Source organism: Microcoleus sp. Pol12B3 (genome assembly GCF_036701355.1).
In the GTDB taxonomy this organism is placed as follows: Bacteria; Cyanobacteriota; Cyanobacteriia; order Cyanobacteriales; family Microcoleaceae; genus Microcoleus.
The window spans coordinates 57,541-75,631 of record NZ_JAUBQS010000005.1 but is presented as its reverse complement, the minus strand read 5'-3'; the positions used below and the strand labels follow the sequence as shown (position 1 = coordinate 75,631).

At 44.8% G+C, this 18,091-nt stretch carries 15 protein-coding genes; 10 read left to right on the top strand and 5 right to left on the bottom strand.

Annotated features, from left to right (window positions below; all coding sequences use genetic code 11):
- Window positions 1-4 precede the first annotated feature (4 nt).
- On the top strand, window positions 5-613 hold the full coding sequence (locus QUA53_RS03900) for a hypothetical protein (protein ID WP_333095330.1): 609 nt from the start codon (window positions 5-7) through the stop codon (window positions 611-613).
- Between the two features lie 85 nt (window positions 614-698).
- Window positions 699-1,439 (top strand): peptidylprolyl isomerase, encoded by a 741-nt coding sequence (locus QUA53_RS03895; RefSeq protein WP_333095332.1) that lies wholly within the window; start codon window positions 699-701, stop codon window positions 1,437-1,439.
- A gap of 833 nt (window positions 1,440-2,272) precedes the next feature.
- Here QUA53_RS03895 and recQ read toward each other — a convergent pair.
- Window positions 2,273-4,468, bottom strand: a complete 2,196-nt coding sequence (gene recQ / locus QUA53_RS03890) for a DNA helicase RecQ (protein ID WP_333095333.1) — start codon at window positions 4,466-4,468, stop codon at window positions 2,273-2,275.
- Between the two features lie 97 nt (window positions 4,469-4,565).
- Between recQ and QUA53_RS03885 the strand changes: the two genes are divergently transcribed.
- The gene (locus tag QUA53_RS03885) at window positions 4,566-4,850 is read left to right on the top strand and encodes a DUF427 domain-containing protein (RefSeq protein WP_333037862.1); all 285 of its coding nucleotides are present in this window, start codon (window positions 4,566-4,568) and stop codon (window positions 4,848-4,850) included.
- Window positions 4,851-4,918: 68 nt separating this feature from the next.
- Here the strand turns inward: QUA53_RS03885 and QUA53_RS03880 are convergent, their stop codons facing one another.
- Window positions 4,919-5,584, bottom strand: coding sequence for an L-threonylcarbamoyladenylate synthase (locus QUA53_RS03880; RefSeq protein WP_333095334.1), 666 nt, complete (start codon window positions 5,582-5,584; stop codon window positions 4,919-4,921).
- A gap of 75 nt (window positions 5,585-5,659) precedes the next feature.
- Between QUA53_RS03880 and larC the strand changes: the two genes are divergently transcribed.
- The gene (gene larC / locus QUA53_RS03875; RefSeq protein WP_333095335.1) at window positions 5,660-7,069 is read left to right on the top strand and encodes a nickel pincer cofactor biosynthesis protein LarC; all 1,410 of its coding nucleotides are present in this window, start codon (window positions 5,660-5,662) and stop codon (window positions 7,067-7,069) included.
- Between the two features lie 96 nt (window positions 7,070-7,165).
- Here the strand turns inward: larC and QUA53_RS03870 are convergent, their stop codons facing one another.
- The gene (locus tag QUA53_RS03870) at window positions 7,166-7,816 is read right to left on the bottom strand and encodes an ATP-binding cassette domain-containing protein (RefSeq protein ID WP_333095423.1); all 651 of its coding nucleotides are present in this window, start codon (window positions 7,814-7,816) and stop codon (window positions 7,166-7,168) included.
- Window positions 7,817-7,991: 175 nt separating this feature from the next.
- Here QUA53_RS03870 and QUA53_RS03865 point away from each other — a divergent pair, with 175 nt between their 5' ends.
- Together QUA53_RS03865 and QUA53_RS03860 are read left to right on the top strand one after the other, a co-directional pair.
- Window positions 7,992-9,413: a serine/threonine-protein kinase gene (locus QUA53_RS03865; protein ID WP_333095337.1), complete on the top strand. Its 1,422-nt coding sequence runs from the start codon at window positions 7,992-7,994 to the stop codon at window positions 9,411-9,413.
- A 54-nt stretch (window positions 9,414-9,467) separates the two neighbouring features.
- Complete coding sequence (locus QUA53_RS03860; protein WP_333095339.1) at window positions 9,468-10,868, top strand: serine/threonine-protein kinase; 1,401 nt, start codon at window positions 9,468-9,470, stop codon at window positions 10,866-10,868.
- A 304-nt stretch (window positions 10,869-11,172) separates the two neighbouring features.
- On the opposite strand, the gene QUA53_RS03855 is transcribed toward QUA53_RS03860, so the two are convergent.
- Window positions 11,173-13,524, bottom strand: a complete 2,352-nt coding sequence (locus QUA53_RS03855; protein WP_333095340.1) for a PhoX family phosphatase — start codon at window positions 13,522-13,524, stop codon at window positions 11,173-11,175.
- Between the two features lie 198 nt (window positions 13,525-13,722).
- Window positions 13,723-14,190, bottom strand: coding sequence for a hypothetical protein (locus tag QUA53_RS03850; protein ID WP_333095341.1), 468 nt, complete (start codon window positions 14,188-14,190; stop codon window positions 13,723-13,725).
- A 274-nt stretch (window positions 14,191-14,464) separates the two neighbouring features.
- Between QUA53_RS03850 and folK the strand changes: the two genes are divergently transcribed.
- The 4 genes from folK to QUA53_RS03830 all read left to right on the top strand — a co-directional run bounded on the left by folK (window position 14,465) and on the right by QUA53_RS03830 (window position 18,033).
- Complete coding sequence (gene folK / locus QUA53_RS03845) at window positions 14,465-14,953, top strand: 2-amino-4-hydroxy-6-hydroxymethyldihydropteridine diphosphokinase (RefSeq protein WP_333095342.1); 489 nt, start codon at window positions 14,465-14,467, stop codon at window positions 14,951-14,953.
- Window positions 14,954-15,132: 179 nt separating this feature from the next.
- A complete protein-coding gene (locus tag QUA53_RS03840) occupies window positions 15,133-15,681 on the top strand; it encodes an NUDIX hydrolase (RefSeq protein ID WP_333095344.1) in 549 nt (182 codons plus the stop codon).
- A 140-nt stretch (window positions 15,682-15,821) separates the two neighbouring features.
- Window positions 15,822-17,273 (top strand): FAD-binding domain-containing protein, encoded by a 1,452-nt coding sequence (locus QUA53_RS03835; protein WP_333095345.1) that lies wholly within the window; start codon window positions 15,822-15,824, stop codon window positions 17,271-17,273.
- A 160-nt stretch (window positions 17,274-17,433) separates the two neighbouring features.
- Window positions 17,434-18,033, top strand: a complete 600-nt coding sequence (locus tag QUA53_RS03830) for a Uma2 family endonuclease (RefSeq protein ID WP_333095346.1) — start codon at window positions 17,434-17,436, stop codon at window positions 18,031-18,033.
- Window positions 18,034-18,091 lie beyond the last annotated feature (58 nt).

Here is an 18,091-nt window from a genome sequence, read left to right as displayed (position 1 = left end):
AGAAATGGTTGCCCCAGAAAACTATCCTGCAGCATTAACTATCACCTACGACAGCAACGGCGACGGATATTGGCTCGGCACCAGCGACAGCGATGTGATTATTTGCGGTAGCGGGATCGATCAAATTTTTGCAGGAATCGGCGACGATATTGTCACAGGTAACAGAGGTGATGATGCGATCGATGGAGGCGATGGAAACGACACTTTGCGGGGAGGAAAAGGTCAAGATTTGCTGATTGGCGGCAACGGCGACGATTTTCTTTGCGGCGACTTCGGCACCGATACATTGATTGGAGGTAGCGGCGCTGATACCTTTGCCTTTAGACCCGAAACAGCAAGTGCAGCAGCTAATCCATTGTTAGCAGATCGAGTGGTTGATTTCAATGCCGCTGAAGGCGATCGAATTGGGCTGACAGAGGGACTTTCGGTAACAGACTTGACACTCGTCGCGTTTGATACAGATGGTGACGGTACGACAGACGCGACTCTGCTCAAGTTTAGTTCAAATAATGGCGATCGAATTTTAGCTGTTGTTTTGGGAACAGTTAACGCAGCGGGTGCAACAACTTTGAGCAATTCTAATTTTATCAGTTTGCCAAATGACATTGTGTAGCCAAGCGTTAACCGTTAACACAAACTACCCCGCAGGAATCGTCGGGGGATGAAGTTAATAAAGTTATATAGGTTGAGAGAGAAACATGAAGGACTTTTACGGACCATTGATTGAAGCAAGTGAAATCATCGCACTACTCAGGCAAGAGATGCAATTAAAAACATTTAGTCAAAAGGTTTTGCAGAAAAAAGTTATTGAGAAAGCAGCCCGGGAACGGGGGTTAACTGTGACTCCCGACGAAATTCAAGCTGTGGGCGACCAACTCCGCCGCGAGAAGCGTTTGGAGAAAGCGGCCGATACGATTGCTTGGCTGGTCGATCAGATGATTTCTGTAGAAGATTTAGAAGCCGGAATTCGCGATCGGCTCCTTGCCCAAAAACTAGCAGAACACTTGTTCAGCAAAGAAGTAGAAAAGATTTTTGTTCAAAACAAATTGCAATTCGATCAAATAATTCTTTATCAAATAGTTGTTGCCAACCCCCAGCTTGCTCAGGAACTATTTTATCAAATTCAAGAAGGAGAAATCAGCTTTTTTGATGCCGCTCACCTTTACGATATTGACGAAAATCGTCGGCATTTATGCGGTTGCGCAGGCAAGGTTTATCGGTGGGGTTTAAAACCAGACATAGCCGTCGCCGTATTTAGTGCTAAACCCGGAGAAGTGATTCGTCCAATTGAAACAGAGCTAGGATATCACTTGTTCCTTGTTGAAAAGTTTCTGCCTACAGAATTAACCCCTGAACGGTATCAAGAAATATTGCAAAATCTGTTTAACGAATGGCTGGCTAACGAAGTCAATCATTTATTGTACACTTCTAAAGTGTAGAAACTTAATTTCTCACCATCAAAAACCGATATATAACAATTCTAAATGAGGCGTTGCTGAATACAGGTATGAATTCAAGTTTTCGGAATGGCTATAAGCCAAGTAGGGTGGGTTTTGTAACATCAAGCGAAAAGTTGATTCATACGATGAATCAGCAACGCCCAATTCTAAATGACTCGTAAATTTTTGACCCCACCCCAACCCTCCCCTTATCAAGGGGAGGGAGTAAGAAATTCACAAATAATTTAGGATTGCTATATATAATTTTGCCACAACCACATACAATGCTATAATTTAGGGGGCTTCTGGGTGAACAGAGAGACCTAATATCGTATCCAACTGCATCAATGTTATTCATTCCTTGGGGCGGGGCGTGGGTGTAAATAGTCTCATCCGTGTGGATTTAAATATTGCTCCCTCTCACGCACTCTACTACTTAGGTAAAAAGTGGCTTTACAAGGTACTTATAGCTCAATAAGGTTAAGTGAAAAAGGTAATTTATAGCCCTCGCCACTCACTAAAATTGAGACCTGAAGAAAGTCTCGGTGATGGTTTCCGGGTTTTTTAGTACCCTCGCGACTGCGCGAAGCATAGCAAATAATGAGACGATTAGCTAACCCAACCTTACTGACTTATAGCGCTCTTAAAATTACTTTTGAAATTGGAGTTTGGCCAAAGCCATATATGCCAGCTAGCCAAGCCAAATGGAACAAATATATCGCTTCAAAACGCCCTCTAATATATTATCCCCACAAGCTACTTTTTTATTCTCATTTTTCCTTAGTCCCATCAATTATCTGCGTCCCTCATCGTTCATTTGCATATATCTGCGGTTAAAAACCTACATAATTTTGCCGCCACCAAGCCCGGACAAACTTTATCTCCTCAAACGTATAACGTTCTTCCAAAAAATCATAAATTGCTCTCAGTTTCTCATCCCCCATAACTTCAATTGCGTACACTATCGCCTGCTGGCGTTCCGGTTCCACCAACAAATTTATATCAACTTCCCTGCCCATTTCCATCAATTCTATCAGATGCCCAGAAATAGTATTAGGGCTCATGCCCCGCGCATTAGCTATTCCTTGAACTGTCAAACCTTGTCGGTATAATTCCCAGGTTTGCATCTGCGAATAAGACGCAACGTTGGAAACATTGGGAAGATTAGCGACCTCAGAAGATGCAGCACCACTTGGCAATCCTTGTTCTTGGCAAAAAGTGCGAATTGCCTCTAAGAAAACTTTGCCGTACTTATCTCGCTTGTTGCTACCAACGCCGTAAACTTCCTCGAATTCTCTGAGATTTTGCGGGCGTTTTTCTGCCATGTCTCGCAAGCTTTTATCGGCAAAAACTACGTAAGGTGGCACAAATTGTTCGTCGGCAATTTGCTTGCGTAGCGTCCGCAGTACGGTAAATAAACCTTCTACTTCTACTGCCAAAGAACGAACTTTCCCCTGTACTTCCCGCTGGGGTTCAATGGCGATTTCAACTGTGCGCTGACGTTTCATAATTTCCCAACTTTTTTCATTCAGTTTCAAAATGGGAAATCCGTCTGTTTTTTCGTCTAAAAAACCTTGATTTAACAGCGAACGACTCAATTTTTTCCATTCCTCAGCACTTCTATCTTTGCCAATTCCGTAAGTAGAAAGTTGGTGGTGCTGGTATTGCAATATTTTTTGATTTTTTGAACCCCGCAGCACGTCGATGATGTGATTCATGCCGAATTTTTCTTGGCACCGGGCGACGCAAGAAAGAAATTTCATTGCCTCAATTGTCCAATCTTCTACGGGTTTTTGGTTGCAACAGTTATCGCACTGGCCGCAGTTGCCTGGGAATGAATCGCCAAAATAACTTAACTGGATTGTGCGACGGCAATCGGTAGATTCTGCATAGTTGATTACTCGCCGCAACTGTTGGCGGGCAATTCTTTGTTCTTGGGGGTCAGGTTTTTGCTCGATGATGTAGTCGATGGTTTTGACATCGCCATAGCCGAAAAATAAGCTGCAATGGGCGGGTTCGTTGTCTCGGCCTGCGCGGCCGGATTCTTGATAGTATCCTTCGAGATTCTTGGGCAAGTCGTAGTGAATTACAAACCGCACGTCGGGTTTGTTAATGCCCATACCGAAGGCTACTGTGGCTACCATTACTTGCACGTCGTCGCGAATGAAGCGGGTTTGATTGGTGGCGCGATCGATATCGTTCATCCCGGCATGGTATGGTAAAGCTGCGATGCCGCTTTGTTGCAATTTATAGGCAACTTCGTCAACTTTTTTGCGGCTGAGGCAATAGATAATTCCCGAACCGCCTTTTTTTTGGATAATTTGCAAAACTTCGGCAAAACTGTGTTTGGTTTTGGGGCGAACTTCGTAGTATAAATTGGGGCGGTTGAAGCTGGCGACGTGGATGTATGGATTTCGCAGAGTTAGCTGCTGGATGATGTCTTGGCGGACGCGCTCGGTGGCGGTGGCTGTTAGTGCCATAATGGGAATGTCGGGATATCGATCGCGCACTCGCTGCATTTGCCTGTATTCTGGTCGAAAGTCGTGCCCCCATTCCGAAACGCAGTGGGCTTCGTCGATCGCAAATGCCGAAATTCCTAACTTATTTGCTACTATATCTAAAAATGGTAAAAATCTCTCACCGAGCAAGCGTTCGGGTGCAACATAAAGCAATTTAATCTTACCTTCGAGAATCGCTGTTTCGCGCGATCGGGTTTCCTGACTGCTCAAAGTGCTGTTTAGAAAAGTCGCCCCAATTCCATTATCCTGCAAAGCTTCCACCTGGTCTTGCATCAGAGCAATTAACGGCGAAACAACCACAGTCAATCCCGGTTTCAACAGTGCCGGTAATTGAAAACACAAAGACTTGCCACCGCCCGTCGGCATGACAATCATCATATCCCGTTTTTGTAAAGCAGCTTCGACAATTTCCTGCTGTCCCGGACGGAAAGAGTCATAGCCAAAAAAATGTTTGAGTGCTTGTTCCAGGGACAGCGGCACAGAAGATATTGGCGGATTCGACGCTGGCATTTGCAGTAGTTGGTTGTTGGCTTCTCAACTATTCTATGCCTTTTGAGCACAAATACAGTTACAATAATTGAGAATCTCAAGTTAAGCAGAAAAACTGATGCCGAAAGCAATTTGGAATGGTGCCGTTTTGGCCGAGAGCGACAAGTGCGAAATTGTAGACAACAACTATTATTTCCCCGCCGATGCCATCAACCGTGAGTATTTCAAAGACAGCAGCACTCACACTACTTGCGGTTGGAAAGGTGTTGCTAGTTACTACAATGTCGAAGTTGGCGGACAAGTTAATAAAGATGCTGCGTGGTACTATCCTACTCCCAAAGATGCTGCTAAAAATATTGCGGGATATATTGCTTTTTGGAAAGGAGTTAAGGTAGAGGCTTAAAGCAGTTTTGAAATAAAAAATGGGGCTGGTTGTGGGCGAATTGGGCGCTTAACCTGCCCCTTAAAAATTTAATCTTTTTCCCAAACGGCGACAGCTTCCGAACCCAAACCACGGCGAACAACAATCGGTTCGCTTTGTGTCAAATCGAGAATGGTAGAAACTTGATATCCCGGATCGGAACCGTCATCTACAATGACATCCACTAACTTTGAAAAACAGTCAAAAAGTTCAGCTTTGCCAAAGCTTTCTGCTTTAGATGCAGGGACTGGTGCTGCACCTTCATCATCCGCGGTAATGTGAGCAGATGTTGAAATAATTGGATTTCCCAAGGCTTCCAACAGTGTAAAACAAAGCCGCTGGTCGGGAACGCGAATTCCAGTGGTTTTCCGTTTTGGGTTCATTACCAACCGCGGCACTAACTTGGTAGCTGGCAGCAGAAATGTATAAGGCCCCGGTATTAACCGCTTGATAATTCTGTATGCTTCATCGCTGACAGCAGCATAGTCGGTAATATTTGACAGAGAAGAACACAGGAACGTTAAAGGCTTATCATTGGAGAGTTGCTTGATCTGCCTGACTCGTTCTACCGCAGACTTGGAGTTGAGATCGCAGCCGATCGCGTAAACTGTATCTGTCGGATAAAGCATCACTGCCCCATTTTTCAGAGCTTTTTGAATTTTATCGATCCGGTCTCTCTGGGGTGCAACTGGATGCACTTCGTAAAAAGTTGCCATGTTAATATATTGCAGGCTAAGTGGGCGATCGAAATATCGAGTGAAACAATCAATGCTAAAAATTAATTGTTAACAATGAATAAAATAGCTTATTTTGACTGTCCAACCGGCATTGCTGGCGATATGTGCATTGGAGCTCTCATCCACGCCGGCGTTCCTTTAGAATACCTAATCGAAAAACTCAATTTGCTCGGCATTTCGACAGAGTACCAGTTGCGGACGGAATTAGTCCACCGGAATACTCAACAAGCAACTAAATTTTATGTAGATTTAGCTCAGGATTTGTGCTTAAAACCCAAAAATTCCGCTACCCAACTCGATCCCTCGGAAACCGAATCCCCGACTTTTGACGCCCGCCACCACCATCATCACGGGGAAGAACATTCTCACAGTCAGGGGGAAGCAGATGCAGAAATTAGCCACAGTCATCACCGCAATTTGCCCGAAATTGAGCAAATCATCGTCTCTGCAAAATTGCCTCCGCGCGTGGAAGCTTGGAGTTTAGCCGTATTTCGCAAATTAGCAGAGGCAGAAGGTGCCGTACACGGTATCCCCCCAAGCGAGGTTCACTTTCACGAGGTGGGGGCGACTGATGCAATTATTGATATTGTCGGTACTTGTTTGGGTTTGGATTGGTTGGATATTCAAGAGTTTTACTTTTCGGCGATGCCCACTGGTGGCGGTACGGTGAAGGCGGCCCACGGTAAGTTAGCGGTGCCGACGCCGGCGGTGATGCGGTTGTGGGAAACGCACCGAGTGCCGGTTTATAGCAATGGGATCGATCGCGAATTGTGTACTCCTACGGGAACTGCGATCGCCTGTACTCTCGCCTCTGGTTTCGGGCCGCCACCGTCGATGCAAATTCAGGCGATCGGTTTGGGTGCAGGTTCTCGAATGCTGGCAATTCCTAATATTTTGCGCCTCTGGATTGGGGAGAAGTCAGAAGGAGAGAGGGGGAGAGTGGGAGAGTGGGAGAGTGGGAGAAAGACGGCTACTAATTCCCCATTCCCGATGCCCAATGCCCAATGCCCAATTCCCAATTCCATAGAAACTATTACGGTATTGGAAACGCAAATTGATGATTTGAGTCCGCAGGCGATCGGCTATGTTTTTGATGCTTTGTTTGCCGCCGGAGCTCTGGATGTTTTCACTGCCCCAATTGTGATGAAAAAGTCGCGGCTGGGGGTTTTGTTAACTGCGATTTGTCATCCAGAATTTGATGATGCTTGCGAAGCTGTGATCTTTCGCGAGACTACTACTCTGGGAATTAGGCGATCGACTCAACAGAGAACTATTTTACACCGAGAAATCCAGACAGTTAAAACAGAATACGGCGAAGTCAAGATAAAAGTTGCGAAGTCTGGAAAAACGATTGTTAATGTACAGCCGGAATACGAAGATTGCGCGGAAATTGCCAGACTTAAAAATATTAGCTGGCGGGAAGTTCACCGCTTGGCGCTGCAAAGTTGGTACGATCGAAGTTAGTAAATCACAGGAACTTACATCTTGCACCATTTTTATGAACAGGCAAGATGTCTGTTCCACAAGAATTTAATTCAACCAATAACAAATAACAAATAACTAAAGCCTGCGGCTTGGTAAAATTTGTTGTTGCAATTCCTCGAAAGCGGGCATTTTTGAGCGATCGTCTGTTGAAAACATCGCCCTTATTTGCTCCATAAGCTCGATCGCCAGCGGTACGCCAAGCTGCAATTGCTCCAAAACCTCCCGCTGAGCAAAAACGGTTTCCCGTGTTCCTTCTAAAATTAGTTGTCCTCGATCCATTACAAACACCCAATCAGCCCAGCGGTAGATGAAATCGAGGTCGTGACTTGCTAAAAGGATGGTGGTTCCAGCGCTGTGAATTTGTTGGAGTAAACCGATCAGTTGTCGGGTGTAACGCGGGTCGAGATAGGCGGTAGGTTCATCTAGCAGCAGCAGTTTCGGCTCCAGAACCATGATATCGGCGATGGAAACCCGCTTTTTCTGGCCCAAACTGAGATTGTGCATTGATTCGCGGGCGAGTTCGCTTAGATCGAATTGCTCGATCGCCTGCTGTACCTGTTGAGCAATTGCGGATTCTCTCAAGCCTAAATTGTACAACCCGTAGGAAATATCTTCTTCTACCGTCGAAGCTACTAATTGATGTTCGGGATTTTGAAAGACGAGTCCGATTTTTTGGCGCAGTTGCATCAAAGATTTGCGATCCGCCTTTTTTTGTAAGACTCTTATGTCAGCATTTTCTCAACAGCTTCGCCTACTTTAGCAACGCTTGTGCCATTGCTTGAGTTCATAATAATCATATCATAATAGTCATAATTAATGTTTGTAACAAATCAGCTTTTTTATAGCAACTTTCGTTAATACTGAAATATAGTAAAAGCTATCAATATTTATAGTAAAAAGTATGGTAGAGCGAGTGTTAAAAGAACGTTATGCCATTCAGCAATGCCTGGGCAAAAATGGGGGACGACAAACTTTGCTGGCGCGCGACTTACAAACTCAGGAGTTAGTCGTCATCAAAATCCTTACTTTTAGTGCAGATTTCCAGTGGGACGATTTAAAACTATTTGAACGAGAAGCCACAACCTTACAGTCACTTTCCCATCCGGCAATTCCTCGTTACTTAGACCATTTTGAATTCCAGACACCAAAGACTAAAGGGCTGGCACTGGTACAAAGCTATATTGAAGCGAAATCTTTGGCAGAATGGGTTGAATCGGGACGGAAATTTAACGAACAAGAAATAAAGCTAATCGCTAATAAGTTGCTGGAAATTTTGATATATTTGCAACACCAAAACCCGCCAGTAATTCATCGAGATATTAAACCGAGTAATATTCTGCTAGCCGATCGCTCGCCCCTCAAACAAAAACACTCCGCCCTTAATAAAGGTGGTGGTTTGGGTGAAGTTTACTTAGTAGATTTTGGTTCAGTTCAAACCTTAGCAGCGAGAGAAGGTAGCACCGTTACTGTAGTGGGAACTTACGGATATATGCCGCCAGAACAATTTGGCGGGCGTGCGGTTCCGGCTTCCGATTTGTATGGTTTGGGTGCAACGTTAATTTACTTAGTAATGGGAGTCCATCCAGCCGATTTGCCACAAGAGGATTGGCGCATTAATTTTGAGCCAACAATCGCTGTCAGTTGGGATTTTGTAGACTGGCTGCAATGGATGACTGAACCGGATTTAAACAGCCGCTTAACCACGGCTCATCGGGCGTTACAAGCACTGGAAAAACCGACACAGAGGGGGAGATCGCTCCTGCGAAACCCTAGGGCGAGTAATAATGTAAAACTGAATAAAGACAGAAAGAGTTTGGAAATTGTGATTTCTACTTTTTCTCCTCTCTTTTTAGTTAGTGTCTATTTAGTAATTCCGTTAATTGCATCGTACCACGTGCTTTTAGTAAGTATATCCTGGATTGTTATGGCCTTTACTAAAGGTTCTTTTATAGGTGGAGTATTCACAGCATTCGGAGTTACTTACTTGGGCAGTTTTTGTTTATTTTTACTTTTTCAACCCATAAATTTAGTATTTCTTAGACGTATCGCCACTCGACTACTAATCGATGAGGAACAAATTTATTTTACTTCCAACTTCTGGGGATTTTTGCGTTACAATATTCTGCCACCAAGTCCGAGGCAAGCTATCTCTACATTACGATTCATAAGAGATAAATATACATACTCCACCCTGGGGCGCAATATTCAAATTTGGGCCGGAACGCGGGAATATCAACTTATTACCAGCCATCTCAGCGATGACGAGATTGATTGGATAGCAGGGGTACTCAGCGAATGGTTAAATTTGCCTATTAGTGAATAAAGTAGAGATGGCAAATGAAATTAACAATAACTCTCCTCAAGAGGTTTGCAAAAAATGGCAAGTGAAGTTTTAAAAGAACGTTATGTAATCGAGCAACAGCTAAGTCAAACTGCGGGAAGGCGCACGTTTATGGCGCGCGACTTGCACACAGAAGAGTTAGTAGCGATTAAGTTACTGATTTTTGGAGAAGATGTTCGCTGGGATGACTTGAAACTCTTTGAAAGAGAAGCACAAACTTTACAACTGCTTTCTCATCCGGCAATTCCCCGCTATCTGGATTACTTTGAGGTGGATACACCAACGGGTAAAGGATGCGCCTTGGTACAAAGCTATATCCCAGCCAAATCCTTACAAGAATGGTTAAAAAGCGGGCGAACTTTTAGCAAAGCAGAAGTCAAGCAACTAGCTAAAGCATTACTAGAAATTTTGGACTACCTCCACGGGCAACAGCCACCAGTTATTCACCGAGATATCAAGCCGAGTAATATTTTACTGGCAAATAGAGCGCGCAATAGTGTCGGTGATGTTTATTTAGTTGATTTTGGTTGCGTACAGACACTAGCAGCTAGAAAAGGCGGTACGATTATTACTGTTGTCGGTACTTACGGATATATGCCGCCCGAACAATTTGGCGGGCGGAATGTTCCAGCTTCCGATATTTACAGTTTGGGTGCAACATTAATTTATTTAGTAACGGGCAGGTCTCCAGCCGAGTTATCTCAGGGTAATTTGCAAATTCAATTTGAGTCATTAGTTAATCTCAACCAAGATTTAATCGATTGGCTGAAGTGGATGACACAACCGAGTTTGAACCGCCGCCTTGCATCTGCAAAAGAGGCGCTGGAAGCGCTGGAAAATCCCCGCCCGAAAACAGATATCTCGGCGGCGAGACGAAAACTGATCGGGAGCAGGATTAAACTGAAGAAAGATGGGGAGAAGCTAGAGATTTTGATTCCCCCAAAAAAGTTGGGTTTTTGGAGAGGCTACTGGATACGGACAGGAATGTTGGTTGAGTTGGGGTTAGTTTTATTAATTTTTCTGTTCATAAAAATCATGCTTGAAACCGGGTATATAGTATTTATGTTAGTGGGTGCGCTGTTTTTACTCATCTTTTCAATTGTTTTGCTGTACTCACTTTTTATTACATTTTCGCACCACATTCAAACTTATTTCAAAACGACTAAAATAAAACTAGATAGAAAACACATATCCGTGACTAAGCGATACCCGTGGTGTAAATTTCGTGTAGCTCCATTTGTGCATGAAGATATTAGTCCCAAAATTATGTATATCCGGAAATCCAGGGATTTTAGGTGGCAATATAAATCTTATAAAACTATAAATTTTTCTGATTTAACTGCCCCGGAAATAGAAGTTCTAGCCAATGAAATAAGTGCAACATCACACGGAAAACTTGTTTTTATAGTCGGAGAAAATCAACTCTTAAACAGATAATAAGTAGAGAAAATTACTACTGCAAAATAGTCTATAGCCCTTTCTTTGTGATTCGGGCGATCGAGCCGCCTCCACTAATTTCCAAAAATCATCATGTTCTATTTTACCTATTGCCTATCGCTCCACAGTAATAAGTAAGGTTCGTACTGCTAACTTGAGTCCGCAGCCGGAAAGAGGACTCAAGTCCGCACTACCAAAGGTTTTTATTATAGTAATAGATCGCAAGTGATATAAATAGGATGAAAACTAGGGACAAGATTTCCGTGTCCCTACTGATATTGCGTACAATAAGAAGCCCATCGCTCTAGACAAACTGGCCCGTTGGAGTCGATCGCATCTGACGAATTCCAATCACCGACGGCATCGGCGATCTGCGCGAATCATTCGAGATATTACTCGGCCACAAACTGCCGCGAGAAACACTACGAGTCTGATTAAAAACAGCACCGTTCAAATCCAACATTTCAATTTGCCGACTCAGTACAGTACCATCATCGATCGGGCAATCTTCCCCCGGATGCTGCACCGAAAGCAATAGCGTATCTCCCACAAAAGTCGGCCCCGTCATTTCGCACCGATTCGGGCCGTAAGCAAACGGAATTACTGTTCCTGCATTCGGTCCAGAAGTCGGGATATAAAACAGCCAATTGTTGCCGAAAACTCCAGTAAAATCTGACACATTTCCAGTCTTGTTGTGGTCGATCGCCGTTGGCTTTCCAGCCGCACCGACATCAAAACCGTTATGCGTGCTAGTAGACATATCAGTGACGGCCCAAATGTTACCTTGAGTGTCAAAAGCCAAATTGTCTGCACTAGCAAATCCCGCCCCAGCTACCGAACCCGCTTCTCCACCTTGAGCCAAACGCTGCCAGCGGAACGTCAAACCTGCCCCATCGGGACTGTCTTCAATTATTTTGTAAAGTCCTCCCGACTGCTGAGTGCTATTGAGTTCGGCAGTGTATTTAGCAACAGTAAAAATGCGAGAATCCGGATAACCGTCGCTTCCCGGTGCGCTGTCAGTATAAGCAATAAAAACTTCCTTAGTAGTAGGATTGATTTCCAAATCTTCCGGTCGCGCTGTCGGAGTGCCACCAATCAAATTAGCAGCTAAGAAAGCATCAACTAAAACCGCCCCTTGGCTGCTGTAAAAATTAGCAAGAGTTTTATTGCTATAGCCAGGAAGTGCTATTTCTTCATTGGTTGTATCTACTACAAAAGAACCGCCGTCTTCGGTTTGACCAGCAATCCCGGCGCGTTTGGGCAAGCGAGTATTTGCATCTCTTTGAGCTTTGCCAAAACTTGCTAATTCCGCTTCGCCAACTTTAGAAGGACGCACCGGATTCGTCGGGGCATTAAATGTCAGTGGCAGCCATCTTCCAATACCGTTGCGGTTGTATTGGGCAACGTACAAAACGCCGTCTTCAAACAAGCGGCTGTTGTTTTTATCTGCAGGATTGGTGACAGTACCGTTGCTGACAAATTTCCATGTGTGTCCGCCGCGCCGATCGTCCCCCATGTACACTACTAATCTGCGGCCTGCTTCGGCGCGAATCGCGACGTTTTCGTGGCGGAAGCGGCCTAAAGCCGTGTGTTTGCGGGGGCGGAAACTCGGATCTTGAGGATCGACTTCTACCATCCAGCCGTATTTTTCGCCGACTAAGCCGAATTCCTCGCCCGTAGTGCCCTTGGCGTAGCCCGTTTGGCCGCCGTTGGGTTTAACGTTTTCCTGAACTCCCACGAAGAATAGTTCGCTACCTTGGAAGTTTTCTTCGGCGGAGAGGATTGTGCCCCAAGGGGTTGTGCCGCCGGAACAGTTGTAGGCTGTACCGATGATGCGGTTGCCGAGTCCGTCGCTGTTGACTTCCGCGAAGACTTGGGTGGCTGCAGGGCCCGTACCCGTGAGGTACTCGTTATCCCCTTGTCTGCTTCCCCAAGAGGTGACATCTTTGTATTTGTCGGCACGCTGGCTGTTGATTGCGAGGCCGGAAAGTCCGTGAATGCGTCGGTTGAGTGGATCGCGGGCGATCGCCCCAAAGCGTCCGTTGGCTTGTTTGGTGATGCGGACGATCGAACCGCCGAGATTGTACAGAAATTCGCCGAAGCTATCGCGATTTTTTACGGATAAGTCTTTACCGAGTACGGCGCGATCCGTTGCTGGAAATGATGCCACATCTGCAGGCGCTTCCGGTGCCACTTTCGACATCGGGAAGGATACGTACTCGTGGTTAACCCAGAGATAGCCGTCGTCATTGCTGCCGCGAAGGGGTAGGAAGGCGGTGTAGTCGCAGTTGTAGCCGAAATAGTCGGTTGGATTGGGAAAAACTCCATCGCCCCAGCGGAGAATCACGTAGCGTTCGTATTCCGGCGGCACAACCACATCGTCAACAACGCTGTAACTCGTTAATTTAGTATTCTGCGAGGCCGCGATCACGGTTCCCTGTCCGTTTAAGCCCGTCGGCATAAAGCTGGGCAGTTCTCGATAAATCGGCAGCGGGTGGGGAAGTCTTAACGGAGTGAAAGATAGCGGCCCCATAACAGATTCCGCCGAGGTGGAATTGATGCCGAAGAGTGTTTGAGTTAGTTGAGGGGCAAGCACAGTGGTAGCTGCACTGCTGCCGAAGAAAATTAACAGTTGTCGGCGAGTTATTTTAGACATAAATTCCTTTTCAAACCAACATCCTCAGATGATTCCGTATGAAACTCTATCACTGTTCAATTAAGAGGAGTTAACCTGAAGGTTAATTAACAGTACCTTGTATTTGGGTTAATAACAAGTTAAATATCTTTGTTACTGGTTATTAGTTATTGGATGTTTGTGACAAATACCCTCTACCCGTGTCCAATTATTAATATCTCAATCATCTCGAAAACCCGGATCGTTTTGTCTGGATGTCGCTCGACTGGCTGCAGGTACATTGATCGCTTGCGAAGACCCAGAATTTGCGGGCGAAGTATTGCCGTCTCTGAATCCCAGCAGCAATTGAGCATCGGCAAAATATCTAGTCCACTGTTCGATTCTCGCATCTTTCTGCCAGTCGTGGCGGGATACTCTCGATCGCAAAACAGGAACTCTTTGTCGGCTGCGATCGGCTGTAATGATGACTGTAACTTCTGTTAATGCCGGATTTTCTTGAAACTCCCGGGCGATCGACTCTTTCGCTAAATCTTCCGCCTGCTGCACTAAACTTGCAAAAGATTGACTGCCGTCCGAATCTAGGGTAAGATAGCTTTCCTTACTTTCTGCTAAAGATACTGATATATTTGCAGTAAAAATGACCGTTGCCAAAATCCCGGCTGAAAATAAGCGTCGGTGCAAACTCATTATTTTTTAAACTAAATGCTGACACTTGTCAATCATAATCAATAAAAATTAACCTCAAATTAAGCTGTGATTAAAATAATATTTTGTAGAATCAGATTTAGCCGACAATAGGGCTTGTAGGCTAGATAACTAAATCTTTCTTTATTCTTGCTTTTTCCCTCTCCCCTCTTCCTTCTTCTCTCTTCCTTCTTCTCTCTTCCTTCTTCTCTCTTCCTTCGGACTGACATCCGTTACATCTTGTACAGTGCTCGTTGCCGAACCTTCTTCCTTTTTTATGAAATCAACCAAATGTGCGATCGCCCTCGGTAGCAACTTAGGCGACTCCCTCGCCACACTCTCTAGGGCGATCGCAACCCTCAACAACACCCCAGGAATAGCCGTAAAATCTCATTCAAGCTGGTATCAAACCGCCCCCGTTGGGCCGCCGCAACCCGATTACATCAACGCCTGTGCCATCCTAGAAGTGGCACTAGAACCAGAACACTTGCTAGCAAAATTATTAGAAATCGAGATAAAATTTAATCGGATTCGCCGAGAAAAATGGGGGCCAAGAACCCTCGACCTAGATTTGCTACTGTATGACGATTTAATCTTAGAAACTCCGACACTGACTTTGCCTCATCCCCGGATGACCGAAAGAGCTTTTGTATTAGTACCTTTAGCAGAAATTGCCCCGGATTGGGTGCATCCGGTGACGAAAAGTACGATCGTCCAACTCCTGCAAACAGCAGACTGTTCCGGAGTGCAAAAATTGCCCTTGTAAAAATTGAGCAAAATTCGCGGATCGTACCAGTAAAAAAAAATGCAACCGTAGGTAAGCTCCAAACAGCGATCGTTATCAGTCATTCCCCATCTAAAATCTAAAATCTAAAATCTAAAATCCTATGAGATCGCCTATGATGTCTTAAATCGCTGCCATCAAACATTATTCGCTTGTCGCTTATGTCGATCGGTCAAGAACTACCCCAACTCCTCAAACAACGCCTATTTTACCAAGGGCGCAAATTTAACTTTGACGTAGCCACCCTCCGTCTTCCCAACGGTTCCGAAGGCGAGTGGGAATGTATTCGTCACCCCGGCGGAGCACTTGCAGTTCCCGTCACCCCCGAAGGTAAACTCGTCTTGGTACGCCAATATCGCTTTGCCACAAAAGGGCGAATTTTAGAATTTCCCGCCGGGACAGTTGAAATCAATGAAAGCCCCGCCGAAACTATCAAACGCGAAATCGAAGAAGAAACCGGATATCGCGCCGGAAAATGGCGGAAATTAGGGCAATTTTTTCTCGCCCCCGGTTATTCCGACGAAATCATTTATGCTTTTTTAGCCCAAGATTTGGAAAAACTGGAAAAGCCGCCCGCACAAGACGATGATGAAGACATTGAAACAGTTTTATTCACCCCGGAAGAATTAGAAAAAGCTATCTTAGCTGGGGAACCCATTGATGCAAAATCAATTTCTAGCTTTTTCTTGGCACGTCCCTTTTTGATGTAAATAGGACTGACGAAAAAACCCGGTTTCTTATAAGAATCGTGCATCAAACCGATAAATCTTAACTTAGAAACCGGGTTTTTGACCCCGCCTGTGTCCAGGACTGTAAAATCTAAAATCTAAAATCTAAAATCTAAAATCGAATGTCCGATCTAATTTTATTTTGGCACCGCCGCGACTTGCGTATTTCTGACAACATCGGACTGGCAGCAGCGCGCCAGCAAAGCCCGAAAGTAGTCGGGATTTTTTGTCTCGACCGCAATATCCTAAATCGCGATGACGTAGCGCCAGCCAGAGTCACGTACATGATCGGCTGCTTGCAAAAACTCTCCTCGCGTTACAGGGAAGCAGGCAGCGAATTACTGATAATTCAAGATGACCCGATTATAGGAATACCGAGATTAGCAACAGCTATAAATGCTCAAGCAGTATTTTGGAGCTGGGATGTAGAACCCTACGCAAAACAGCGCGATCGGTCCGTATCAAACGCCCTCCAACAAGCAGGAATTAAAGTTCAAAATTTCTGGGATCAAGTCCTGCACGCCCCAGATGAAATTCGCAGCGGTACAGGGACTCCCTACACAGTTTATACACCATTTTGGAAAAAATGGAACAGTAAACCCAAACCCCAACCAGTAGAGACACTGCCGATAACTTATCTGGAATTAATGACCGGATTAACGGCAGAAGAACAAGCAACCGCAAACGAAGCAGGTGCAATGGAAACAGTGCCCACTGCCTCTAGTTTGGGATTTATTTGGGAAAACCCATTAGTAATAGAACCCGGAGAAGATGCAGCGCAACAAAAATTAGAAGAATTTTGCGATCGGGCAATTTACGAATATCAAGAACAGCGCAATTTCCCCGCAACTAACGGCACATCCCAACTCAGCGCCGCCCTCAAATTTGGTGCAATTGGCATCCGCACTGTTTGGGAAGCTACCCAGATAGTAATGGACACTTGCCGCAGCGAAGAAGCGTGCACAAGTATCAGGACTTGGCAACAGGAAATAGCGTGGCGGGAATTTTACCAACACGCCATGTATAACTTCCCAGAATTAGCAGACGGCCCCTACCGTCAAGCATTCAAAGACTTTCCTTGGGAGAATGATGAAAAACTTTTTCAAGCTTGGTGTAAAGGCAAAACTGGCTATCCTATTATCGATGCAGCAATGCGGCAGTTAAACCAGACAGGTTGGATGCACAATCGCTGCCGCATGATAGTCGCCAGTTTCCTCACCAAAGATTTAATTATTAACTGGCAGTGGGGCGAAAAATACTTCATGCAAAAATTGATAGATGGCGACCTTTCTGCTAACAACGGCGGCTGGCAGTGGAGCGCATCGAGCGGCATGGACCCGAAACCTTTGCGAATATTCAATCCGGCGAGTCAAGCTCAAAAATTTGACCCAGAAGGCGAATATATTCGGCACTGGGTTCCAGAATTGCGCCGCGTTGATACTAAAATTTTGCTAACAGGAAATATTTCACCTTTAGAACGCCGACTTCTTCATTATCCGTCTCCAATCGTAGATCACAACGAGCAGCAGCGCAAGTTTAAAGAACTTTACAACCAGCAAAAAAACGCAGATTAGAGGGTTATATTTTTGGCGATAGTTACAAGTAAATTAAGTGGAGTGGATCCGTGGACCTCTCCAGTTAAAAGAGTGTATCCGCTATAATAAACTTAAATAAATCGGAGGTTGAAATGGTAAATCTACAATTAAAACAAATCAGTTTACCCCAGGGCAGAGAGTGCTGTTCCATGATGTCAACTGGCAGGAATTTGAAGCAATTTTAGAAGAGTTGGGAGAACATCGTGGCTCTAGAATAGCTTACAGTCAAGGAACTTTGGAGATTAGGATGCCACTACCAGAACATGAATTCAATAAGGAAATCATTGGCGATATGGTGAAAATATTACTCGAAGAACTTGAAATTGATCGAGAATGTTTTGGTTCTACGACTTTTAAGCGAAAAAGTATGTTACAAGGAATTGAACCTGACAACTGCTTTTACATCCAGAATTATGCTCTAATGATTGGTAAAAAGCGGATAGACTTAACGGTCGATCCGCCGCCTGACTTAGCAATTGAAGTCGCTCTAACTTCCAAAACTCAACTCGATGCTTGCGAAGCTCTGGGAGTACCTGAAATATGGCGCTATGAAAATAAGAAGCTTCTGATTAATGTGCTTCAAGATGGGAAATATGTTGAATCGGAAATTAGTGCGATTTTTCCCAATTTGCCAATTATTGAAGCTATTTCTCAATATTGCGAACAAACCCAAACAGTGGGGACGAGTCAAACTCTCAGATTGTTTCGCCAGTGGGTTAAAAACCAAATACAAAATTGATAGGAAATCCCTAGTTAACGCACTTGCTGTTAAAAAGCAGGCTTCTTGACGATCGCAA